The organism is Caballeronia sp. GAWG1-1, assembly GCF_023631465.1.
Classification (GTDB): Bacteria; Pseudomonadota; Gammaproteobacteria; order Burkholderiales; family Burkholderiaceae; genus Caballeronia.
Genome location: NZ_JALQDB010000016.1, coordinates 138,136 through 160,921, shown reverse-complemented (window position 1 = coordinate 160,921; position 22,786 = coordinate 138,136). Strand labels below are relative to the sequence as shown.

Below are 22,786 nucleotides of genomic sequence, written 5' to 3'. Positions count from 1 at the left end.
GCATCGCTTTTCCTTTAAGAGAAAAATCACGCATGTACGTCGCAATCTCCGATCTGCGCGAAAGCCTAGTCCGATGGCGTCTTTGGATGCTTCTCGGCTGGCTTGAAATCCGGCAGCGGTATGCCCGCTCACGCCTTGGGCCGTTCTGGCTCACGGTCAGCACCTGCGTCATGGTGACGTCCATCGGACTTGTGTACGGCACCTTGTTCGGTCAGGACATGCACGATTACCTGCCGTTTCTGGCGGTGAGCCTCGTTTTCTGGACAATGTTTTCGTCCGTGATCAACGAGGGTGCGCAGGCCTATATCAATAGCGCGACATATATCCGGCAGATCCGCACGCCGCGCCTCGTTTTCGTTCTTCAGGTGCTGTGGCGCAATATCATCATTTTGGGACACAACTTCATAATCGTCCTGGCGTTGCTGGCTATCTTTGGAGTGCGCGACTACCGCGCGCTGCCACTAATCGTGCCGGGCTTCCTCCTCTTCGTTCTCAATGCCACTTGGATCGCCATGCTGGCGGCGCTCATATCGGCGCGGTTTCGGGATCTGCCGCAGATCATTGCGGCGCTGCTGCAGGTTGCATTTTATGTAACGCCCATCATCTACAGACCGACGTCGCTGAATCGATTTGCATGGATCGTGGAGTTCAATCCTCTTGCCTACATGATCGAACTCGTGCGCGGTCCTCTCATCGGCGTCTTCCCGAGTTTGCTGACCTGGATAGTCAGCGCTGGAATGGCTGTGATCGGCTGGCTCGTCGCTTTGTTCTTCACTGGCCGTTACGAGAAGCGTATTCCTTACTGGGTCTGACATGGCATATATCCATTTGAAAAATGCGTCGCTGGATTTGCCGATCTACGACGTTCAGAGCCGTTCATTAAAAAAGAGAATCTCTTCGCTTCGCAATCGTGAACCGAACGCTGATCTGCAGAGCAAGACGGTCATGCTCCGCGCACTCAACGAGTTGTCGTTTCGCATCGAAACGGGTGACCGTCTTGGACTTGTTGGACATAACGGAGCGGGGAAGTCAACTCTCCTTCGCGTGCTTGCGGGCATTTATGCGCCCTCGTCCGGTGTGGTGGAAACGCATGGAAAGATTGTTCCGTTGCTGGATATCAGTCTTGGCATGGACGAGAATTCGACGGGCCGTCAGAACATCCGGTTGCGCGGTCTATTGCTCGGAATGAGCGATGCGGAAATCGCCGAGAAAGAGGAAGAGATCGCTCAGTTTTCGGACCTCGACAGCTTTCTCGATCTTCCGATCCGCACCTACTCCAGTGGAATGCGGGTTCGACTTGGCTTTGCCATCTCCACGGCTGTCGACGCGGACATTTTGCTGCTGGACGAGGTGATGGGGGTGGGCGACGCGTCTTTCAAGGAAAAAGCCAACCGCCGACTAGCTGAATTGCACGAACGCTCTGAGATCGTCGTCCTGGCGCTTCATGATAATGCCGTCATCCGCAAGACCTGCGAGAAAGCGCTTTGGCTGGACCGTGGCCACGTCCGCATGTTCGGCGCTACGGATGGAGTGCTGGCAGCGTATGAGGCGAGCGTGAACTAAATCGTCGAGGTGTCTTGCCGTGTGAGAGCGTGCGCTTGCGTTAGCTCTCTCTTGGTTTGAACGGCAGGGCAAACGTTGTCGCGAGGTTTTTCGCAGAATGCTTTGACTTTCGAGCGAGTTGCGCGAGCGGCTGCCGTAACAAGAGAGCGCGAGCGTGCACAAAGGCTCGCTAGTATTAGTTGGTTTCCACGCAGGAAAACAATGCACACAAATCTTATGCCGGCCTCCGTCGCCGGTGGTTCCGATTTCCGCGATGCCGTCGATGCCATCATCGACCCGAAACTGGCGCCTCTTTTCTGGCGCGCAGACCGGATCGATGCACGCAGCGCCTGGTGCGGGCACATCCCCTTCGCGCACTGGTTGATTGGCGCGACACGACCCAGTACGCTTGTGGAGCTTGGTACTCATGCGGGTGTATCGTATGCCGCGTTTTGCCAATCGGTGGAACGTCACGGATTGACTACGCGGTGCTACGCGGTCGACACCTGGGCCGGCGACGCGCATGCGGGCAACTACGGCGAGCGTATCTTCGCTGAGCTTTCCCAGTATCATCGCGCGCGCTTCTCGACGTTTTCAACGCTACTGCGCATGACCTTCGACGAAGCGTCCGCGCACTTCGCAGACGGCGGCATTGATCTGCTGCATATAGATGGCTTGCATACATATGAAGCTGTGCGCCACGACTTCGAGACCTGGAAGCCGCGTCTGAGCGAGCGAGCTGTGGTCCTTTTTCACGACACGAACGAGCGTCATGACGATTTCGGCGTGTGGAAGCTGTGGGCGGAGCTGCGCGACGAGTACCCGTCCTTTGAGTTCGTGCATGGTCACGGACTGGCCGTATTACTTGTGGGGCAGAGCCAGCCTGAGTCTCTGCGCCGCCTCGCTGAGTTGAACTCGGAAGATGCCTTTGCGGTGAAACAGCGCTTCTCACTGCTTGGCGAACGCTGGGAGGCGGAGCAGCAGTTGCTGCAGCAGCATCAGGGAGCGCTTGAGTATCTGCAAGCGACGAGTGAGCGACATCAGCAGCAGCTGGCTCAAGTCAGGTCAGAGCATGAAGCCGCGATCCGAACGCTGCGTGAACGGAGCGCCGCCGCCGCGCAGTCCGCACACGATTCGAATGCCGATCGGCCCGATCTGGATCTCGCCGTTGAACGCCTCACCGCGCAGCTGATTGAGGCCCAACGCAGAACGCGCGAAGCTGAGCGCACGCTCTGGCTCACGCGGCAGGACGCGGATGCGCGAGCGAGTGCGCAGGACGCGCAAGCGAGCGCGCAGTCAAATGCGCAGGTAAGCGCGCACGCCCATGCCATTGCCTTATTGCGTGACGAGGTTGCCTTGCTCGACGGCACGCGCGCGTCGCTCATCGATGAGCGCAATGCCGAGCGGTCGCTGCGCATGCAGATTGAAGGAAGCAGCTTCTGGCGCGCGGGAAGGCCGCTGCGCGTATTTTTCACGAGACACGCCCGACTAAGGAGATTGCTCCGCACTTCCGCTCGTCTGATGGTCTGGACCGCAAGCGGCAAGCTGGGCCGTCAGTTCGCGGCGCGGCGGGCCACGATGGCGAATGCCGCGGTCATTGCTCAATCGCCTTTCTTCGACGCGAACTGGTACGTGCAGCAGTATGACGACGCTCGTCATTCGGGGCTTGCTCCGGCGGTGCATTATGCGATTGTGGGCGTGCATGACCTCCGAAACCCGGGCCCTTTGTTCGACGCGAAGTGGTACGCGGCGAATTGTCATGGTCTGAGCGGCACGGGGCTCAATCCGCTTGTCCACTTCGAGCGCTACGGTCGCGGACAAGGGCAGGGCACGCAGCCCGTTTCGGCAGGCGCCGCTCCGGTCGCATTTCAGGCCGCACCAGTTCCGGCCATGGCAGTGGTGATCGCGACGCCCATTCCGCTGGCGAAGGACCTGATCGAACAACGCTTTAGCTCGCTGCTTCCGCTCAACGTCTATCCGGAACGCGGCACACAAAAGCGCGTCACGATGGTGACCGACAGCATCAGCGCGGGCAGCCTGTTCGGCGGAGTGGGAACCGCAATCGTCTTTAGCACGCTGCTTGCAAAGCGATTCGCGACATCGCTTCGCCTGGTGACACGCACGGAAGCGCCCGATCCTTCGGCGTTCGGGACGATTCTTAAGTTAAACAACATCGAATGGGACGGAAACATCGAGTTCATTTTCTCTCCCTCGAGTGATGGATACGGGGTGCCGGTCGGCGAAAACGAACTGTATGTGACGACATCGTGGTGGACCACGCGAGCGGTCCGGCAGGTCTGCAAACCTTCGCAGATCGTTTATCTGTTGCAGGAGGATGAGCGGATGTTCTACCCTCATGGCGACGACAGACTTCGCTGCATCGAGACAATCAGCGATCCCGATATCTCTGTCGTGGTCAACTCGGAGATCCTGTTCGATCATCTGACAAAAGGGCCTGAGCCTTTACCGAATCTTCGGTCCAACGGAACCTGTTTCGAACCGTCGTTCCCGTTCCTGGCTGGCCGTTCTGCCAAGGTTATGGTGGAAGATCCACAGGAGAAGCGACGCTTCTTTTTCTACGCGCGCCCCAATAATTTGCGAAATCTGTATTGGCGCGGCCTCGAGGTGCTTATCGACTGCCTCAACGACGGAACCTTGAGTGCTGACGAATGGGAGTTTCATTTCGTGGGCAAGGATATGCCCGATGCGGCGCTGCCCCACGGGATTCGTCCTTTTCTGCACCGTAACTTGCCATGGAGGGACTACCTAGATCTCGTCTCGGATATGGATATTGGTCTGTCGCTCATGGATACGCCGCATCCTAGCTATCCGCCATTCGATTTGGCGGCGACCGGCGCTATCGTGGTAACGAACCAGCACGGCTGTAAGCGTTCGCTTCACAAGTACTCGGACAACATCATTTGTGTCGAGCCCGGTGTGGAGTCGCTGAAGGAGGGCGTGAGGCGCGCGGTCGCGCTGGCGGGCGACAAGGCGCGGCGCCAGTCGAATGCTGCCTCGAACGCCATCCCGTTCGACTGGTCAAATTCGTTAAGCACGGTGTTCGCCGCGCTCGGCGACAGACTAAAAAAGAGTGATCATGTTTGAGTCGGCGCTGATCGATCCAATTGCCTACCGTGATCCATGGGACATGCCGTTCGAGCGACGCATGTCCATGCTGTGCGCACGAAAGACACGAATCGCGTACTTCTACGATCTTCCGGACACCAGCACGTTCAGGTATCGCGCTTTCAACATGGTCGAAGCCGTAAACGACGACGCACCTGGCGGGGTGTCGGCGTCCTGGTTTCACCTGGGCGATTTTTCGCAGATGCATTCCGTTATCGCGGCAGCAGACGTGCTTGTGTTCTGCCGGGGCAAATATTCGCCCACACACGCGCGCGTGGTCCATGCGGCCCGACAGCGCGGCATTCCCGTAGGATTCGATATCGACGATCTCGTCTTTGATCCTCAGTACGCGCATATGGTGCTGGATACGCTGGATCAGGACACGAACAATGACGGCGCGCTGACCGAATTCTTCGGATTCATGGCGCGCCATGGCGTGCTGCTAAAGCTGTGCGATTTCGCGGTGACGACCAATCGGTTCCTCGCCGACCGTATTTCGGATTTCGCGCCGGACTTGCGCGTGGGGATCGTGCCGAATTTCTTGAATCGCCGTCAGCAGGAACTTTCGGAAGAGTTGTTCTTGCGAAAGAGCGCGACCGGATTCGAAACGTCGCGGCCTTATAGCATCGGCTATTTTAGCGGCACACCCACGCACAGAAGAGACTTTGCGGTGGCGTCGCAGGCGTTGGCACAGCTTCTTGAGCGCCATCAGGACTTGCGCCTGACCGTGGTTGGCTTCCTTGAGTCCGGACCGTACCTCGAACGCCACCTCGACAGGATCGACCGATATCCGCTGCAAGATTTCCTGAATCTGCAGCGATTGATCGCCTGCACCGATATCAACATTGCTCCGTTGATCGACAACACCTTCACGAACTGCAAGTCGGAACTGAAGTATTTCGAGGCGGCGATTACCGGCACGCTCACCGTCGCGACGCCGACCTTCACCTTCAAGGACGCCGTTAATCATGCGCGAAGTGGTTATCTTGCGCGTTCCTTCGAATGGCGCGACGTTCTCGAAGCTGCGCTTTGCGTGCTTAACGACCGTGACCGCTATGCAGAAATCGCCCACACTGCCTTCGAGCAATGCAGTTCCGCTTATGGATGGAACCGGCAATCGAAGAGGATCAGGAGTGTCATACTCGGCTCTTGACGCACCGCAGGCGCGAGTCGGGCGCGGGTGACGCTGCCCGGCGCGATCAACCGCTTCGTCGGCCGAGAACGGCGCTCATGAGCGATCGAATCTGCGCTTTGATTTGCGCGAAGCCCGGTCGTCGGACCGCGTTGATTACGTATTCGAGTTCTTTGCAACGCGTGTTGGCCGCTTCGAGCGCTTTTTGCAGTCGCTCATTCTCGGGGCCGTGCACCATGCGTTCATTATTTGAAGGCAAAATCTCCGGGTCTATGGGCTCCGCCAAACCGATACCGAAACAGAACACCGGTTTGCCTGTGAGGGTCCGAATCTCCCTCGCCTGAGCAGGATCGCTTTCGACGAAAAGCATGCCGCCAAGCGTGCGGTAGGCGTCTGCTTTCATTTTCGCGTGGGCTTTGACCCGCCTGCGTTCCGCGCCCGTCGGGAGATTGCACATGATCAGGCGTTCGTACCGAATGCCCTGTCGCTGCAACCATGTTTCCGTCTGGGCCCTGTACTTTTCGAGGCGGGCCGTGACAATCGCGCCAAGCGGAACTGTGGGAATTAGTCGTGGCGTCGCGCCGAGGCAGAAGGCTTCGTACGCTGGGCCGTCGTCGTTTTGCTCGGGCGTCGGATCCACACACAACACGCCATCCAGATCGACGCAATAAAAGCGCGAGTTGTCGTGATGCATCATGTTCCATTCGAACACGCGAGGAAACGGAACGAGTTCAAGATGCAGATCGACGCGCGGAAGCGCTGCCGGCAGGCAAAAAGCCGCCATGTACTTGATATTAAAGGCAGTGTCGAAACCTTCATCGGCGAATCGCCTGCGTAGATCCGCGAAGGTGACACCGTTACCTGATGAGTCGTCGACGATTAGGACGCGGGAATTCGCGTGTCGACCATCTTCGAAGAGCCTATGCTTGCTGCTTTTGCGTCGTGTATAGGTATGGTCGAAGCGTCCGTTAAGGAAATCGTGGAGATGAAAAAAGGGGAGATTCAAATGTAGTGCGAGCATCGTTCCGACCAGCAAGCCACTGCGCGGGACGCCGACGATGCAATCGAACTCCTGAAAGGCATCTAAATTACGTAGCAAGGCGGTATTGAGATCCGAAATCGTCCTTACATTCAATGCCGGGTCATGCAGACCAAGACGGCCTTCGTCACCTTCCACCGCGTTCCAGTACATTGGTACGTCCTCTTCCTTGGGTCGGCGCAAACTTGACCCAGTAAAAGATCTCATTAGCCGCCCACGCAGGCGTTCGCGTGTGCGGCGCGCTGCCGTCTATCTCGACCAGCGCCGCGCCATGGTGACGACGGAACGCAATGGCGCGGTTACGCGCCACGAGTTCGAGTGCTCCATTTCCGCGACGCGAATCTGTGCAGACTCGCCGTGTGTGATCGCTACTCGCGCTTCGGCGAGTTGATGGCGCGTGACCCGCAGTTCTTCGCTTACTTCGCGTAACGCTTGCGCCTGCTGATTCAGCGATTTTTCCTGGGCGCTAATGATGTCCTCCCGCTCGCGCCGTTCCCGCTCAGTGACCTCAAAAGCGTCTACGGGCAACTCCCGCGCCATCGATTGAACTCGTTTCCAGCTCTCGATGATCTCCACTTTGTCCTTCGATGGACGAAGGCCGACGAAAAACTCCAGCGTGTACTTCTGCGTGTCTTCGAAACGCTCGCATGCGAAGTCGATCAGCCCCGATTCCGCCAGAGCCAGGAACAGCGTCGCGAACGATCTGGGCGTGAAGACCCAGCAATGGCTGTCGTAATAGGTTCCTTGCTCCAGAGCGTCGCGGGCGACGCGAAGCGCCTCCGAGACGCTTCGGTGCGGTTTGAGGTTGGCCAGGTCCAGAGCACCATCCCACGCGCGCCCGCAATCCACTGATGCAACATTGAGATGATGATCAAGAATCTCGTGCGTCTGTGGAAGACGCGCCCTACACAGAAAAGCAGTGAGCACATCGCTCAGCCGCGTCTCCTGCCGCAGAAAATCGAATGTGAAGCGACGGTCGGGAACGGCCAAGCGCACAGTTCCGGAGTCTTTCAGGATGCTGCGTAATTCCCCGAGCCAGGTGACGAGGTCGGGCACATGCTCGATCACGTGCGAAGCAACGATATAGTCGACCTTTCGGTGTTTGACGGCGTCTGCGAGCGTGTTTCGTCCCCAGATGGCATCGACATCTACGATCTCGGCCACGTTAACGTTGGGATCGTTTCGGTACTTCTCAACCAGAGTGGGCCGATCCGTATAGTCTACGTAAATAATTTCTCCGTCCACTCGCCGGACGAAAGGTCGATGCAACGGTCCAATCTCGACGCCGGTCAGTTGCGAAGGGTTTAGGCCTGCTAGTATGATCGATCGATCCATCGTATTCCTATTGGTCGATAAAGCGAGAGAATCAGCCAAGCGAACTCAGGAAGAGAGCAAAGTATAGCCAAGGATCAATGCATACGTCGCCGAAGACGCCGTCCATGTATCCGCGGGTCTGCGCTTGGGCCGCGCGCTTTGAGCTAATGTGGCCCCGGCGGATCCAAGCTCAAATCGGCAAGCGGCCTTCTTTTCTGCCGTGCGCTTCATAGTGAGCAAGCCCTGACGGAATGTGCCCTCTAACAACGGCCTCCGCGACATCTGGATAACGAGCCAGATAGGCTGCCTCATTGAAAGGCACCTTTCGGCTCAGTTCAAGGATAAACTGCTCCTTTTTCGCGATATCCTGTGATAGCTCGGCCACCTGCGCAGAAAGCTCGGCTATGGTCCTTTCGCGGTCGCCGATTGCATCGTCCTGGACGTCGAGCGCTTGCGCACGATACTGCGCGAGTAGTGGCGCGCCGGACATTGCTATGTCGTATTGGCGTTTGCGCTGGTTCCTGCCCGCGACCACTGGCCATTCGTGAAACCACGAAGAAAGAATGTCCGTATCGAATGTACTGATCGCCAAACCGGGCGCCGACAATGCTAGATTGACGGACAACTGATCGCGGCGGGAGTAGCGCATCACTTGATTGTACCAGTCGGTCATGGCGCCAAGTGCGCGGTGGCGGTCGTGCCGCCGGATCATCACGCCAGTCCAGTAAGGGCGCTGCAAGAGCAGGTCGAAGTTGAGCAACTGGTAATGCGAAAGCTGCTCGAACACGCGCGCCGGCTCGTCGAGCCCTTCACGCGCGACCGCAATAAATTCATCGAGCAGCGTGCCACGGAGTGTGTGCCAAGGAAGAGCGATGTCTGCGTCGCCTAGATAACGAGCAATGATCTGTTCTGCCGGGACTTTTAGTTGCACCGTGTTGTCCACATAAAGCGACACGTCGAACTCGGAGAGATACTCCTGGGCAAGGATTTTTATCCGCCGCTGGCTGCGCACCGAGTCCATCGGGAATGCCGGGCAGACGACTCGAATCTCCCAGGTGTCGCTTTGGAGAGATGGGCTGTCTGTGAAACAGATGTGCGGAAGGCCGCTTTCTCCACTTGCTTGTACTTCATTGAGCGTTTCATATTCACCAATGAGGCATGTATAGACGCAGGCTTTCTTTAGATTCATGGCGCTTTGATGGTCTCGTCGCCCGACGATGAGCCGGGAACTAAAGGAGAGTGACACTTGCCGTCTTCCGCGCTAGAGTCCGCTGCCTATGATTACAGCGGTCGGAAACAGCACCCGCAAATTGCAGTGAGGAGGGCTTCAGATTCGGCCGACGGATGATTCTTGAACAGGTGAACAAATACTTGCAGATGTTCGTGATAATGAACCAGTCGCAAGTGTACCCGGGTTGCGACCAGGTTGTTATCCGCGTTTGCTGCGATGCGCAAGATATTACCGATGACTGTAACGGGTCAGGTATGACTGTGACGCTATTCCGTGCCGAAAGTCTTCTTCGGCACCTTGCTGCAACGCAATTTGGGTGAGTCATGGCTGTCGTTCCGACGTTCGAGCGAATCTAGATAGAGCGATATAAAAAATTTTTAAGACGGCGAACTGAGAAACAAGGGCCGTTCATAGTAACGTTCATTTGCGCGGCAACAATTCATCGGGTGTAGGTGAGGCCGTGAGATTTAATGTGTGCCAAAGGTCCTGGGACGATAACGGAAATGACGTTTTGTGACCGAAGCAACCGTGACGAACAAAGCAAGAGCTCAAAGGCACCGAAGATTTTCGCTGATGAACTGCTCGCGCAGGCACAGAACAAGGATGCCGATCGGTCCTAGGCGAATCGGGGCTGGCAGACCAACTCGAGAAACAACTGGCCGAGCGCATGCTCGCAGCCGAATTGCGCACTAACTAAAAGCGAAGCAGAGCAAGGCTTGCCTGGGTGTCACGCTGTCGTTCATCCGGCCCGGCAGGCCTGTGGAAAACGCCTACATCGAGAGTTTTAACGGGCGATTCCGCGACGAATGCCTGAACGAGCACTGGTTCGTTTCCATCCACCATGCCAGGCATTTAATCGAGAAATGGCGTATCGCGTACAACACCGAGCGGCCCCACAGCTCGCTCGGTTATCTGGCACCGATGCAACTCGCGCAGGCGCACGAGGCGAAGGAATTATTAACCTCGGACTCTAACTCCACTTCGTACTAAAACCGGGGGCAGTTCAATGCGCGCCGACTTCGACGCTCTGCTCTGTTTCGGTCCCTCGCGCGGGCTCGCTTCCCGTTGCGAGTGCTTCTGCTTCGTTCAGGAAGAGGTTGCGTTGCTCAGCACCGCGCACTTCGCTTCTGGAAGCAAACAACTGCCGCTGATAGGCCTTAAGTCTCACGCGCAGCAAATCGCGTTCGACTGTCACCACACGGAACTCGCCCTTCATGGGCGCGAGATCTGCGCGCAGCGCCTGCAGTTCGTCGGTAGAGGAAGAGGATGATGGCGGCATCGCTAAATTAGACCAGCGATGCCGGTTCTCGTTTCAGGTCACCCGCTGATAATAACGCCTCCGGATGCGCGCGCATCGCTTCGATGTCGATGCCCTCCAGTCGCCAGTGAAGTTGCTCTGTTCGCAGCATGAGCACCGCTTCCATGCGCGGCCATACGAAGCGGTCCTGAACGAGGCGTTCCACAAGAAGCCAGAAGCCGTTACGGTCCCACAGCAGCATCTTGATGCGGTCGCGCCGCTGATTGCTGAACACATAAACCGCACGCGCGAATGGATCGAGCTTCATTGACTGCTCGACGATGGCTGCGAGACCGTTGATGCTCTTGCGGAAGTCAACGGCGTCACGATGCACATAGACTTTCAGTTCATCGTCCAGGCGGAACATCGCACCGTGCTAGCGTCTCGATCATGGCCGATAGCAACGGCGCGTCATTGCCGCTGCATTCAAACCGGAGTGTGACGCCGTTGGGCATCTGCACCATCAACCGCGCCGAAGGGGGCGACGACGTCCTTGCTGCGGGGGTGTGGCAGGGTGCCTTCGCGGATGCGGGCGCGACCACCGCTTCGTGACTATCGACTTCGACTACCGGAACGAAAGCTGTGCCAGTTGGCGCCGGCTTTAGGGACGTGCCAGCCAGTCGCTGATGATGCACCTTAATCCACTTGCGCAGCAAGTTGGCGTTGACTCCATGCTTGAGTGCGAGTCCGGCGACTGAAGCACCCGACTCAAGACACGCTTCCACCAACTTCTGTTTGGTTTGCCGGTCATATCTGCGCTTGCCGTCCCGACCGACGTTGACGAACTTCAGCCGAGTCGTTTCTGAGTGCTCTGTTGTCATGAAAGGTGTCCACTGATTCGAAACAGTGGACATAGCCTGCACGCTCAGATCAAAAAGTTCCAGACGTCCATTTCTGCGCGCTTACTATTGAGCCGGCATGCCCGACTGCAGCTCCAGGGCAAGCGCGAATAACAACTAGCACGAATCACTGCGGACTATAGGATAATCAGTGCTCGATCACATTGACGCAGATAGGTCGTTCCGCCCTTAAGCGGTCGCGAACACTTCCACTCTTGCACATTGATGCCTTCCGGTTCCAGAGGGATGCAAATTCCGATGGCGCTCCTGCTACAGCTTTCAATTGTCATGAAAGAGCGCGGCGTTCACACCATCTTTCTGAAAAAGATTCCTTCGGGGCAAGCCAAATCGAAAGACCTATCAAAATCGCGAGCTTTCCGCCCACATAGGGCCAAGCTGAAGCGCACTATCCTATTCACCTATCCGCGTTCCAACGCATCGACCTGAGTGCAATGCGCTCCATCTCCGTGTTCCCGCGCGCCCAACGGACGCTACGTTCTTCACCCGCAGGACCCTGCGATCCTGCCATGTGCGCCGTGGGGGAGACTGAGTTCTCCAAAAACCGCATTGGCACTGGCTTGTAAAGCGAAACGCAGTTTTGCATTGTCTGAGAGCAACTTCGCACGGACAGTGCGAACGTCAACTATGCCTTTCGTCGAAGGCGACTTTCGCCAAGCTTGACTCGCGCAGTTCCAAATCGAGGCGACCGTGATGAGCAAGCTCGCAAGACGGGAAATCATTTGCACCGTGTGTGCGGATTTCTATATCCCATTCTGTCGGCTCGCGCTGCCGATACAAAAAGCGCAAAAGGAATTGCTTGGCTCGACGGGCTTACGCCTGCGGTCAAGTAGCCATGCATCGGTTCGTCCCGGCGCATGGATCATCAGGCGGCAGTGCTTCCCTGCGCCGGGTGAATCGAAAATCTGATCTCTAAGATCCCGGAAAGCAAAGCGTGCAGTATTCCAACAACCCGGGACGTTCTTCTGATAGGTGAGAACGTCGCCTTTGATGCGACGGCCATGAAGATCCAATTCAATTTTTCACCCCTGTTAGACAATGCGGGGCTGCCTCAGCGGCTCACCAAGGAGCTCGCCGAACTCTTCAATCGGCACCTTTCGAAACCCCATAGCACGACGCGCGTGACGTCGAACGCAATTTCCATCAAGACGCAGAGCTATCGCGTGCGGCATCTGATTGCCGGCTTCCGCGAACTGCGAAAGGGCGGCTTCGCACTGCAGTCGCCTTGGAACCTTTCAGAAAAGCACATCGCCTTTCTCGTCAAGCTTTGGGTCGCCGAAAAAGACCAGGCACCCGGCACGGTCGAGAACAAACTGACCTATTGGCGCACGCTTGCCGCCTGGATGAAAAAGCACCAGCTCGTGGGCACCGTCGATGACTACATCAAGCGTCCCGACGGTTATCGCCGCTATTACGTCGCGCAGGAAGATAAATCCTGGGAAGCGGCTAACGTTGACGTCAACGAAGTCATCTCCCGTCTCTGCGAGCATGATCGGTGGGTCGCGATTCAAGTCGAATTGCAAGCGACGTTCGGCTTGCGCGCCCAAGAAAGCATGCTCCTGCGGCCACTGCAATGCCTGCGCGTTTCGGGCCACCTTCACGTCATCGATGGCACGAAGGGCGGCAGGCCCCGGCTCGTGCCGATCGATGCTGAATGGCAATACGAAGTCCTTATCCGTGCAGCGAGGCTCGCAAATCCGCGCACCGGCTCAATGATTCCGGAGCCATGGTCGCTCAAGCGGTGGTACCGCCATTTCTATCACGTCCTCCAGAAAGAGGGCATCACGCGTAGCGGCTTGGGCGTCACGGTGCACGGACTGCGCCACGCTTACCTCCAGAAGATGTACGAGGATATAACCGGGGTACCGGCGCCGATCAAACTGCCCGATCATCGGCCCGATCCGGAACTTCATCAAAGGGCCATGCAACAGCTGGTCGAAGCCGCGGGGCATAGCCTTGCAGCGAAGGCGACGGCCTACATCTCGACCTTCGCGACGGCGGAGCGCCTGTCGCGACCTGTGGTGACCTTCGAGCAGGCGATCGCGGCTCTTGATGCGGCGAACGGCGTCAAATCGGAGGCGGCTAAGCGCCTGAAAATCTCACGGCAGGCGCTCTATCGGATACTTGCAAAAGGCGGCCCGATGCCAACTGTAACGCCCACATACGTCGCCGAAACGGAAGCACTGCCGACATCCGCGCCCAACGAGGTCTTCCAAGATCCACCGTTGGCTCTGACGATCAACAACGCCACACCGGACCAGCTTTCACTGCTCGCCGAGTAGGTTTGCCGTCGCCATCCGACGACGTCGCGGTCGTCATCATCCGCGACGGCTTCCAGCCCCGAGGTGCAGTTGACGGTCGATGGTGGTCATGATGAACAATCATCAGCACAGGACTCTGCGCAAGCAACGAAGATGTTGTACGCTTGGTCACACCCCGTGTCACTCGTCGTCGGTGGTAGTCGGCCGAAGTGTCACCAACGCGCTTGCCGCGGATTTCGGTGAACTCGATGCTTATGGGATCGCCTGGCCATGCTCGACTCGGAACATGCCGTGTAGGTGCGTCTCTAAGAGCGTGTCGTTTGCTCCGGTCGAAGTTCTCGTGCACAGCTATTCCTTTGACTCGCAAGCGACCATTCCCCACCCAATAGAGTCATTTCACGATGTGAAAAGCTTGCCGAATAATGGGGAGGTGAATATTCGGCACGTTTTTGTAACAGGCAAATTTACTCTTGCATTCAATCGGTTGCCTCGGCCGAAGAAACGTAACGGGACGCTCTCCGGAGAGCGATTGCTCGCGGCCAAACAACTGCGGCTCACGTTGCTAGCCGCCCGCCAAGCTAAGGACGTCGGCTAAGAACAAAACGCACCACCGCGAAGGTATGGTCTACCTTGCACTATATTGGCCAACAAAATTCCCCGGCACTAGACCTAGACACGCGTAGTGACAATGCCTTGATACCGCGATTTCCGCAGCGCAAAGCGTGACCCCGTCAAGGCTGCTTGTTCCAGACAACGCATTTATCCGCAAACAGACAAACCGACGCCAGTTTTTTAACCGGGGAACGTGCCCGAGGACGACTCCACCGTCAAGACGTCCACCACTCGTCCGTCGAATTGATAAGGGATACTACATGAAAAGTCTGCCCGCGCCAGCGACTTCGTGGAAAGAGCGAAGCCTGCTTGAATCTCGCGGATCGCCCCAAAAACGCCATCCGTTTCAAACTCGAAACTTCCGATAGCGTTTCCAGGAAGTGCTACGACCGGAACACACCGCGGCGATTCAATGAGCGCGTTTCCGCAGGTTCAGCAGCGTAAGCAACGAGGACATACGGCTATACACGCGTGAGCCGGCCTACGTGACAAACAGAGCCTGGGCTTAATCGAAAGGGTTGAGCACATTCGGTTCACGCCAGCAATTCACTCGCTTCGACGGTCATTTGCGACGCGTTGAACGTCACGTTTGCGCTACGCAGACCTGTGCGCACTGCACGTACATCCCGCCTCGAGACCGTTTCGAGCGGCATGCAAGCCTGACGAGCGATATTTCTTCCTTTTTATTGAAAGAGCTAACGAAATCGTGGCCTTTGCGAACTCCTGAAGTGCGACGTCGAACCTAAGATTGGTTCTGCAGCACCCGAAACGATAAATCGAAACCTAGTGACCACCGCAGACCTGGAGCTTTGCAATGTCAAGACGATCCCGCTCGCACGCGCAAACGCAGCCTACCGCCTTTTTTCCAACGCAGGCGTACCTAGGGTACCCCGAGGGTTACCAACAGGAACCGTCGCTTAGGCAACGCCGGCGCGAATACGCCGACTTCTCACGCAAGCTTCGCGCAGTCTTCGCTCCGTTGCTGCTCAACCGCTATGCATTGCTCGAACACATGATGGTTCAGACCAGCCTCGGATTCTCCGGCGGGGCGGCAGGCGCGGACTGCGTGGCTGTTACTCGCTTCGGGGTGTTCGTCATCACGCACATTCGGTCGGTCGGAACGCTAAGCTTGACGACAAAAGCAAATGAGCTGCTCGTCACCGAGTCCGCCACGGAGCACGCCATTCGCTGTCCCCTTTGGCAAGCCGCGCCAGTCGTGCATTTCCTGTCCGCGCTATTGGCCGATATTAAGTGCCCTGTCGAGGCCATCGCCATTACTACCGAGGACGCATGCAAAATCGATTTCGACCTTCCCCCTTCAATTATGAAACTTCACGAACTCGACCAGTTCCTGCGCCAAAGGTATGCGCCGTTCGTTGGGGTGCAGTGGTCCTTCTTCGATGTCAACCAGATCAGTGCACGCATCCGGCAGGGGTGTCGTGATTGGGACAAGGAAGTGGCTGAGGCGTAGGCATGGACCGGCTTGGCGCCTAATGAGAGCCGTGCGCGCAATGGTTGGCCAAGTCGGTTGCTTCGATCGGCGCAGTCCCGCCACCGGTCGACTGCCCAACCATTGCATCAGCTCCCAGATTCGCGAGGCCCCGCCGGGACGGTGGCATCAGTCACAACACGGCGGGCATTTGGAACTTTTTTGCATCCCGCCCAAGAATCTTATGCGGCCACATGCGTGTGAAAAAGCAATTTGTAAGCTGCCGATGCGAAATTTGAGCGTCTGAGTGCACCGAGGCGATTTCGCAATATTCGCTCTTTACCCGCTTGAAATCACAGGGTTGGAGCCCGCGCGAGCGCGAGCGAAGGGGCGTTCTCCGGATGAACTCTTTCAGCCCAGGTCTTACGGTTCAACTTGAGAAGTGGGGGTGTGCAACGACGAAAGCGGAGGGGGCTGTGACGGCGCCGCTACGATACAAGCGTGCCATTTGAGAACTGCAGTTGGCGAAATCTAACGCGACTCGTAGCTGAGTGCAAGCTGCATGCGTAAAGCCATCGCTCGCACCCACAGACTAATACGAGCGCTTTGCGTCCGCGTCAACCTGCGTCGGGCTATTTGAAGTGAAGTGCAGTGACTGACATCAGTTGAAAGGGCGGGTTTATACCTCTTTTCACCGGTTCGAAGCGAAAGACGCGTGATTTTAAGCGCCTTTCGCCTTTGATTATGGAATTCCGAATTTAATTGGAAAAATTAGTTGCGCATTGATGCTTCCAGTATGCAATGATCCGGTCGCTTGATCCAAAGGAGACCATAATGAGCCGTCCAAAAAGGCCGTATCGATTGATCAGCCGTCGAAGTTGCTTGCGCCTCGCGCAGCTTTATCGCGAAGGACTAACTGAAGGAAAATGGACCACACAACTTGGCGCGTTGAATGCGCTCGGCGTCAGTCAAGGCGACCTGTCAATGGCGATGCAGCTTCACGAACTCCCTGAAAGGATTATTGACCTGTTCGAAGATAACATCGACATCAGCAGCCATACAGTCCGCGTTATTAGCTACGCGATCCGTCGCGATGGCCTTAGCACGGTCCTACGCCGTATCGAGCAAAGTGGGGCTTCCGGCGCAAAACACTCTAAAAAGACGGTGTTGAGTATCGTCAAAGGGCAAGCACTGGAGTCGAAAAAAATGCTGCGATGGTCTGGACAAAATCCAGAGAAGATCGTGTCCCGCACCTTAGATCTCCCGAAAAACATCTCTGACCGCTATCACTTAGGGGTGACACAAGGAGAATGGAATTCTTTCAGTGCATGCGCGAAGACACTGCATACACCGCGACGCAACATCAGCGACGCCGTTGCCATCCGGGCGCTGCCCGATGCGATCCGCCATCTATTCCATGAGGAAGCGTTGACCTTTTCGGTCGGCCGAAAACTGCTTGCGCTCAAGCGCGAGATCGGCCTTGACGAACTACTTTCGCGGGCGCGATTTAAGGACTCTATGTACGACGTAGGCGGGCGCACTTCCGACAACATCTTGTCCGAAATAAACGACGAGAATATTCGGCCGGCGAGCTCCTTCAGGCGTATCCAAATCAAGAAGGGACGAGGTGCGAACCGGCTTGTTATCGAATGTAAAGATCCGAAATTGATTCTCAGATACCGCCGCGAGATCGAGAAGGCGATCTGCAAGGTCTTGAAGAAGCGTGTCACAGATGTGGAGTTTGTTGCGTTCATGCGCGGAATACGTAGCACTCAGCGCGCGGCTTTGCCTTTTGTAGACCGGCTGCCAAGTACATTCCGCCCTTCCGCCCAGGTCCATCCTGATCCATCCGGCGTGCTTCGAGGGTAGGGTCTTTCGGTGCAACGAACTCACCTCGGCTGGCCTAGCGGCTTCGCGCGCGGTCGCTGTCGCAAAGGCACAAGAAGCGGCTACACCCGTCCTCGCCGTCGCTTTGGCGGCTGACGAACCCGCGTCCATCTTCGCTTGCGTTCGAATCGTTCGCGAGATCGGTGTGTTGCCCGACAATTTGTCGCATCCCCCGCTCAATGGCTGCCGTCGTAGCTCGATATCCGCAGGAGAAGGCGCGTGGATTCATGTAACTCGCAACCACCCTCTGATATTGCGCTCTACGTCATCAACCTCTCGGGCGTCTACCACGGTGCCGAACGGTCCGTGCGCAGTCTAGAATGTAGTTATGCTAACGGTGTAGTGATGGCGCGCGGCGCTTGTCGATCCCAGACTATCACACCATTGGGACAATGGAAGGATTTTGGCCTTCTGAGCAAGTCATCGCGTATCTATTTTTCGGAACGTGCGTCAAGCAAGAAGTGCGTTGAGCAGTTTTTTCGAAGCAACGTCGGGCACGCCGCCGAACTGCTAAGCGCGGCCCACGTTCCTTGTACGCTCTTAGGGAAGGCAGCCTTGGCATGGCACGGCATCGCGTCGTTTCGACGATCAATTCATAAGGCGAGGGCTTTCTGCTGTGTGCTACCGCGCTTGGCAGGCGCCATTTCGACTTCCTGAAAACGTCTGTCGCCAAGCCGAGGCGTTGCCTTGACTTTTCACGGGAGTAGGCATGCTGGATTTGTCCCAACCAAATCCATTGCAGACATGCCAATACAGAAACGTTTGCGCCACGCGTATTCCCCCCAACGAGCAAGACTCATTGATAGTCGCGGTTCGACGGAACAGCCGTCCGAACGCAAACGCACTCACACGCCAGTGCGCGTCGCGCCCGGGCATTCCCTCCGGCAACGCCTAGCAGGATTAATAAGTCCGCCCGCCCTCAGCGTACCGTCCCCGACGGTGCGTCTACCCGCGCGGTGCGCGGACACCGAAATCCGACATCTTGAAGCGATGATTCGTCACGTCACTGGCACTCACGGCCCGTTTTTACCTGAGTATTTGCCTCAGTCTTATTGGCTCGCACGGCTCGAGCGAATCGAGCGAAAAACTTGCCTCATTCCAACTCAGCAGCAACGCGTCGCGGCATTGCGAAGGTTGCTGCTGCAGAGCGAGCCGCGCGAGTGTCAGTGCGCGTAGATTCGCCCGGCGGTGGTTCCGTAACACAACCTACCCACCTTCTTATTCGCCTAGTACCGCTCGCCTCACTCAATGACGCTCGGTCGAGCTATGCCGACAGACGTGGCGGCGCGGTAGGCGGCGTGACTTGCAAATGAGATCGCAGTGGCATGCGATGACTCTTCTTGGAAGTCCATCCCATGAACGAAAGCCGAGGGACTAAGTGAGAAAGCACAACCACGACGGAATGCCGACGCACGACCTACCGAACGAGACAGCCTGCGCCGCTGACGAAACCTTCAGCCATTCCCGCATGACAAGGAAAGACCCGACCAACGGAGCGAAAAACCGTCAACGCGTGAGCCGCGCGTTGCTGATGCGCATTGCGCCGATCTTTCAGCATGCGTGCGATGGCTGGGCGCATGTGCGTCATTCAATCGAACTCGAACATGCACCGGGCACCAAGAACCCGACAACACAGGTTGATTGCCTCGCGATAACCCCGTTTGGCGTCTTCATCTTGAACCACTTCCACTGGACGGGCCTGGTCAAACCGGGCACCAACGAAGATGAACTGGCCGTTGTCGATGACCGCGGCGATATAACGATTCATACGTCGCCGCTGCGCCGAACGAAGCCGGCCGTGCGGCATTTGCGCTGCGTGTTGGCTCAACACGACTGTCCGGTCGAGAGTATCGCCGTTCTAGGCGAAGCGGGCTGCAGCCTGCATCCGACCGTGCCGGATGGCGTCTTGACCCTGCCAGACTTGCACTACTTCCTGCGCATGAGGTTGAACCGCTTTCGTGCAACGCATCGGCGCTACTTAGATGCGGACAACGTCGCTTCCCATATCGACTGGTCTTGCTCTCGCAGGCGCACGCGCCCGTGATACCGGCGCCCGAATCGCTGTTTCGTTGTATCGCAGCGCTGTGGCAGCAACGTGAAAACCAAGCCAACCCTCGAAAGTTGCCCGTGGTGCGGCGTCGGGCCAACCGAGCTCTATCGCCCTCGAACGGCAACCGCCGCTCGAGCCGCCCGCTCCGTGACATCAATATCCGCTATCAGACTGAAAAGACGCCGTCTTTACGAAGCTTTCCAGCGGAAACCGTCCACTGGGCGCGCTATATTGGTTGGACCCACCGCGTATTTACGCATCGACCTTAGCTGAGCGCACGGCTGACGCGCGCTTGCCACTTCTTTTATACCTGGCCTCTCGGGGGAGTCGCTCTCCCGGTTCGCACGCGAGCTCGTTGAGCGACCCTCGATCGTTTCCCATCGTTGCATTCGAGCGCTGGTCTCCGTGCCCCGTCGTCCTTCGTGTTCTCGTGCAAGTCGAGGGCGCTTTGTGCAGGAACGAACGCCTTGCCTCGGATGAAAACAGACATCTGTGCAACGGCCACGCTTGCGCACGCGCGGTCGCAGAACGTTGCTCGTTGTCCGTTTTCAGCAACTCCCCGTCACGCTGGCTCTCTGCGCGACCGGTCATACGTCGCGCACGATCCACCGCTGTCCAATTTCACCACCGTAGTCTGGCTCGGCACATCGCCGAAGGCCGCTACTTTCTTAGCCAAGGAGGCTTTATGAAAATCGCCGTACTAGAAGTCCGCTATGCAGGGGGCTTGATCCTGACCGACCGCGTTGTCGTTCAGCCGTCATTCCGCATTTTGCTGCCGCCGCGCTTGAGCGCGATGCTTACCGAACTCGAAAAGACAGAGCGCCGCACGTCAATTCGAGTTTCGCTAGACGGCGTCATCTATCGCGTTACAGGCGCCCCCGACGGCGAATTTGCCGTGGGGGACAAGCTGCCTTTCGGTGAGCGTCTAGTGACGATTCTCAAAAGTGTCGCAACTCCCAATCGCGCTCAACGGCGACTCAACCGGCGCTTCGCCCATATGCTGAGTGCCCTTTCGTTGATCGGCGCGTGCTACCTCGTTCAGTCAAGCAAGGACTGGGACGCAGGTGTGATCGTTGAAACCGCGTTGCTTTGCCTCACGTCCGCGGCTTTATTCATCATCGGACATATGTGCTTTCCGGGTGATCACGAATCGACGTGACGATGATGCTGAAGCTCGTCTTATTGGCTTCTTCTTAGCAGTGCTTCGCCCGTTCGTCGACGCGACGTTGACTTCAGAGTCGATCGACGTTGTTTATGCAGACCACGCCGCTTGGCGTGGTCTGCCTCATTAGCGACTGGCGATTCCGCTCGCGCCACTTACGCGTCCAATCAATCTGGACACTCACGTCTTGCTGAGAAATCCGGACGTCATAACCGTCGGGCCCTGCGCGGCAGTGCGCCCTTCGTTACCCCAGCGAAGAATCTTGTAAACGTCAATCTCTAAGGCGTTGTCCAGCCTCGGTCGTCGGCGTACTTAAGCCGGGATGCTCTGCTTTGCCCGGCCTACGAAGGCAGGGATTACAAGACCGACGCACATTGAGATCAAGGGCGAGGGTGCCTCCGGTGCCCACGAATTCAGTGGTCATTGTTGGCGAGCGGCGTTCGTGTGCAGCGGGACGCTCATCACCGTCACTGCTGCCACAGCCGAAGAGCAGCAACGCGAACCTCCGTGAAAACAGCATCGCGCGGAAAAAGATGGGCGCCGGGTCAGAGCGTCCGCTTTCTGAAGGTGCCAGCCAAGGCTTCACCAAGCGAGCTGTCTCCCGCACTTTCGTATCCGCCCCTCGATTCCGTCTTGGGGTCAGTGCACGCAGAGACGCCAGGGTTGACTTGCGTGCGCTGAAAGAAAGGAAGTGGCATCAAATCATCGCGTCATTGCATGGTCTTCACCGTGTCTAGCAAACGAACAAGGAGGGGAAAAGATGGCTGCAAGAATGTGGGTGGCTAGAACAATGGACGGGCAAGAAATCTCCGCCGAGACGATCGATTCTCTCCAAGAGGCTCCGCCGTTGAAATGTGTGTATTGCAGCGCGCCCGTCAGTTACGTTCCGCAGCACGCACGCGAGAGTCGGGGCAAAGCCTGCACGGTCAAGGCGTATTTCCGCTTATTTCCGAAGGTGGCGCATAACAAGCGCTGCATGTTCAACGTCGAGGAACAACTGAAAGTGATAGCGCGTCGTTCCTTTGGTCTTTTGCAGGCCATCGAACGGGGACAATATCGCTTTCGTCTGCTCGCGATCGCTGATATACGCGACGTGGACCAGCATTCAAAGCGTTCGAAAACATCTTGCAAGGCTGATATGGCAGGAAACGGCAGTGCGTTCTTTTCAAGCGACTCCCGCCGTTTTCTGTCGGCGTACATTAGCGCGGCGAAGCGAGTGATACAACTTCGAAGTTTGTGTGCGAGCGATTCCGGTCTTAGAGACCGTCTGGAATTCGTCTTCAATGGCATGTCGGTGAATTGGGAGGATTTCTACTACGAGGAAGCGCGATTTCTTGCAGCCTATCGTTGGCTCGGTAAGACTGCAACTTCTTTTCCAGTCGCGCTGGTGGGTACGGTAACAAAAATTGAGGCTATCAAGAGACATGGTCGATCGTTGTATGTTTTGCATATGAAGTCGTCTGCAGCGCATTCATATTCTCGTGACCCGATGGTAGGAGAACTCGCGCACGCGACGGCATGGACCAATCAAGCTGAATGGTTGCATTCGCTCAAGCGAAACGACACTGTGCTTATTTTCGGCCATTGGCGGCATGCGACAGCCAATACAGTTACTACCTTCGTACTAAATGGCGACAGGAAGTTTCGCAAATATCTCGAACGGCAGTTGTCAATCTGGCTACACGTGAAGTCTCAGATATCCCGACTGGGTGCGTAGTGTGCGATTGGGTCGCAGTTCAACATTGCTGCTTACGTGACGTGTGTTGTTGCTTAACGATCGTTCCGCGTTTAGCGGCGCGCATGCCTCGCCATCGACTTGTCCGTATGTCGCTCACTGCAGTCGGGAT

At 56.9% G+C, this 22,786-nt stretch carries 16 protein-coding genes and 3 pseudogenes; 13 read left to right on the top strand and 6 right to left on the bottom strand.

The annotated features are described in order from the left end of the window. The first annotated feature begins 32 nt into the window (after positions 1 to 32). The 4 genes from NCT03_RS11045 (at position 33) to NCT03_RS11030 (ending at position 5,821) form a co-directional block, all read left to right on the top strand. Complete coding sequence (locus tag NCT03_RS11045; protein ID WP_250492651.1) at positions 33 to 812, top strand: ABC transporter permease; 780 nt, start codon at positions 33 to 35, stop codon at positions 810 to 812. A 1-nt stretch (position 813) separates the two neighbouring features. After that, positions 814 to 1,563, top strand: a complete 750-nt coding sequence (locus NCT03_RS11040) for an ABC transporter ATP-binding protein (protein ID WP_250492650.1) — start codon at positions 814 to 816, stop codon at positions 1,561 to 1,563. Between the two features lie 201 nt (positions 1,564 to 1,764). Beyond that, entirely contained in the window at positions 1,765 to 4,647 is a 2,883-nt protein-coding gene (locus NCT03_RS11035; protein WP_250492649.1) for a rhamnosyltransferase WsaF family glycosyltransferase, read from the top strand. Then, positions 4,640 to 5,821, top strand: a complete 1,182-nt coding sequence (locus NCT03_RS11030) for a glycosyltransferase (RefSeq protein WP_250492648.1) — start codon at positions 4,640 to 4,642, stop codon at positions 5,819 to 5,821. The genes NCT03_RS11035 and NCT03_RS11030 overlap by 8 nt, the downstream gene beginning before the upstream one ends. A gap of 46 nt (positions 5,822 to 5,867) precedes the next feature. Here the strand turns inward: NCT03_RS11030 and NCT03_RS11025 are convergent, their stop codons facing one another. The 3 genes from NCT03_RS11025 to NCT03_RS11015 form a co-directional block, all read right to left on the bottom strand. Next, positions 5,868 to 6,992, bottom strand: coding sequence for a hypothetical protein (locus tag NCT03_RS11025; RefSeq protein ID WP_250492647.1), 1,125 nt, complete (start codon positions 6,990 to 6,992; stop codon positions 5,868 to 5,870). A 96-nt stretch (positions 6,993 to 7,088) separates the two neighbouring features. After that, positions 7,089 to 8,174, bottom strand: coding sequence for a methyltransferase domain-containing protein (locus NCT03_RS11020; protein WP_250492646.1), 1,086 nt, complete (start codon positions 8,172 to 8,174; stop codon positions 7,089 to 7,091). Between the two features lie 169 nt (positions 8,175 to 8,343). Beyond that, positions 8,344 to 9,342, bottom strand: a complete 999-nt coding sequence (locus NCT03_RS11015; RefSeq protein ID WP_250492645.1) for a glycosyltransferase domain-containing protein — start codon at positions 9,340 to 9,342, stop codon at positions 8,344 to 8,346. 555 nt (positions 9,343 to 9,897) lie between these two features. On the opposite strand from NCT03_RS11015, the pseudogene NCT03_RS11010 reads away from it, so the two are divergent. Continuing rightward, positions 9,898 to 10,115, top strand: a pseudogene (locus NCT03_RS11010) (IS256 family transposase); the annotation flags it as partial. Next, positions 10,108 to 10,374 (top strand): annotated as a pseudogene (locus tag NCT03_RS11005) (integrase core domain-containing protein); the annotation flags it as partial. The pseudogenes NCT03_RS11010 and NCT03_RS11005, both read left to right, overlap by 8 nt. Positions 10,375 to 10,390: 16 nt before the next feature. Here the strand turns inward: NCT03_RS11005 and NCT03_RS11000 are convergent. The 3 genes and pseudogenes from NCT03_RS11000 to tnpA all read right to left on the bottom strand — a co-directional run. After that, positions 10,391 to 10,663, bottom strand: a pseudogene (locus NCT03_RS11000) (IS66 family transposase); the annotation flags it as partial. A gap of 7 nt (positions 10,664 to 10,670) precedes the next feature. After that, the gene (tnpB, locus tag NCT03_RS10995) at positions 10,671 to 11,048 is read right to left on the bottom strand and encodes an IS66 family insertion sequence element accessory protein TnpB (RefSeq protein WP_250492643.1); all 378 of its coding nucleotides are present in this window, start codon (positions 11,046 to 11,048) and stop codon (positions 10,671 to 10,673) included. Then, the gene (tnpA, locus tag NCT03_RS34375; RefSeq protein ID WP_502800365.1) at positions 11,029 to 11,502 is read right to left on the bottom strand and encodes an IS66-like element accessory protein TnpA; all 474 of its coding nucleotides are present in this window, start codon (positions 11,500 to 11,502) and stop codon (positions 11,029 to 11,031) included. Before tnpA ends, tnpB begins: the two co-directional genes overlap by 20 nt. 729 nt (positions 11,503 to 12,231) lie before the next feature. Here tnpA and NCT03_RS10980 point away from each other — a divergent pair. The 7 genes from NCT03_RS10980 (at position 12,232) to NCT03_RS10950 (ending at position 22,656) form a co-directional block, all read left to right on the top strand. Further along, positions 12,232 to 12,447, top strand: a complete 216-nt coding sequence (locus NCT03_RS10980; RefSeq protein WP_250492642.1) for a hypothetical protein — start codon at positions 12,232 to 12,234, stop codon at positions 12,445 to 12,447. A gap of 92 nt (positions 12,448 to 12,539) precedes the next feature. After that, a complete protein-coding gene (locus NCT03_RS10975; RefSeq protein ID WP_250492641.1) occupies positions 12,540 to 13,820 on the top strand; it encodes an integrase domain-containing protein in 1,281 nt (426 codons plus the stop codon). A 1,405-nt stretch (positions 13,821 to 15,225) separates the two neighbouring features. Continuing rightward, on the top strand, positions 15,226 to 15,882 hold the full coding sequence (locus NCT03_RS10970; protein ID WP_250465429.1) for a hypothetical protein: 657 nt from the start codon (positions 15,226 to 15,228) through the stop codon (positions 15,880 to 15,882). A 792-nt stretch (positions 15,883 to 16,674) separates the two neighbouring features. Continuing rightward, positions 16,675 to 17,709, top strand: a complete 1,035-nt coding sequence (locus tag NCT03_RS10965; RefSeq protein ID WP_250492640.1) for a hypothetical protein — start codon at positions 16,675 to 16,677, stop codon at positions 17,707 to 17,709. A 1,486-nt stretch (positions 17,710 to 19,195) separates the two neighbouring features. Next, complete coding sequence (locus NCT03_RS10960; protein WP_250465427.1) at positions 19,196 to 19,771, top strand: nuclease-related domain-containing protein; 576 nt, start codon at positions 19,196 to 19,198, stop codon at positions 19,769 to 19,771. A 691-nt stretch (positions 19,772 to 20,462) separates the two neighbouring features. Then, a complete protein-coding gene (locus NCT03_RS10955) occupies positions 20,463 to 20,936 on the top strand; it encodes a hypothetical protein (RefSeq protein ID WP_250465425.1) in 474 nt (157 codons plus the stop codon). 763 nt (positions 20,937 to 21,699) lie between these two features. After that, positions 21,700 to 22,656, top strand: a complete 957-nt coding sequence (locus NCT03_RS10950) for a hypothetical protein (protein ID WP_250465423.1) — start codon at positions 21,700 to 21,702, stop codon at positions 22,654 to 22,656. Positions 22,657 to 22,786: the final 130 nt, after the last annotated feature.

Coding starts and splice junctions, on each gene's coding strand:
- NCT03_RS10970 (WP_250465429.1), top strand. CDS start 15,226: ATGTCAAGACGATCCCGCTCGCACGCGCAAACGCAGCCTACCGCCTTT.
- NCT03_RS10975 (WP_250492641.1), top strand. CDS start 12,540: ATGAAGATCCAATTCAATTTTTCACCCCTGTTAGACAATGCGGGGCTG.
- NCT03_RS10950 (WP_250465423.1), top strand. CDS start 21,700: ATGGCTGCAAGAATGTGGGTGGCTAGAACAATGGACGGGCAAGAAATC.
- NCT03_RS10960 (WP_250465427.1), top strand. CDS start 19,196: ATGACAAGGAAAGACCCGACCAACGGAGCGAAAAACCGTCAACGCGTG.
- NCT03_RS11035 (WP_250492649.1), top strand. CDS start 1,765: ATGCACACAAATCTTATGCCGGCCTCCGTCGCCGGTGGTTCCGATTTC.
- NCT03_RS11045 (WP_250492651.1), top strand. CDS start 33: ATGTACGTCGCAATCTCCGATCTGCGCGAAAGCCTAGTCCGATGGCGT.
- NCT03_RS11015 (WP_250492645.1), bottom strand. CDS start 9,342: ATGAATCTAAAGAAAGCCTGCGTCTATACATGCCTCATTGGTGAATAT.
- NCT03_RS10965 (WP_250492640.1), top strand. CDS start 16,675: ATGAGCCGTCCAAAAAGGCCGTATCGATTGATCAGCCGTCGAAGTTGC.
- NCT03_RS11030 (WP_250492648.1), top strand. CDS start 4,640: ATGTTTGAGTCGGCGCTGATCGATCCAATTGCCTACCGTGATCCATGG.
- tnpB (WP_250492643.1), bottom strand. CDS start 11,048: ATGTTCCGCCTGGACGATGAACTGAAAGTCTATGTGCATCGTGACGCC.
- NCT03_RS11020 (WP_250492646.1), bottom strand. CDS start 8,174: ATGGATCGATCGATCATACTAGCAGGCCTAAACCCTTCGCAACTGACC.
- NCT03_RS10955 (WP_250465425.1), top strand. CDS start 20,463: ATGAAAATCGCCGTACTAGAAGTCCGCTATGCAGGGGGCTTGATCCTG.
- tnpA (WP_502800365.1), bottom strand. CDS start 11,502: ATGACAACAGAGCACTCAGAAACGACTCGGCTGAAGTTCGTCAACGTC.
- NCT03_RS10980 (WP_250492642.1), top strand. CDS start 12,232: ATGAGCAAGCTCGCAAGACGGGAAATCATTTGCACCGTGTGTGCGGAT.
- NCT03_RS11025 (WP_250492647.1), bottom strand. CDS start 6,992: ATGTACTGGAACGCGGTGGAAGGTGACGAAGGCCGTCTTGGTCTGCAT.
- NCT03_RS11040 (WP_250492650.1), top strand. CDS start 814: ATGGCATATATCCATTTGAAAAATGCGTCGCTGGATTTGCCGATCTAC.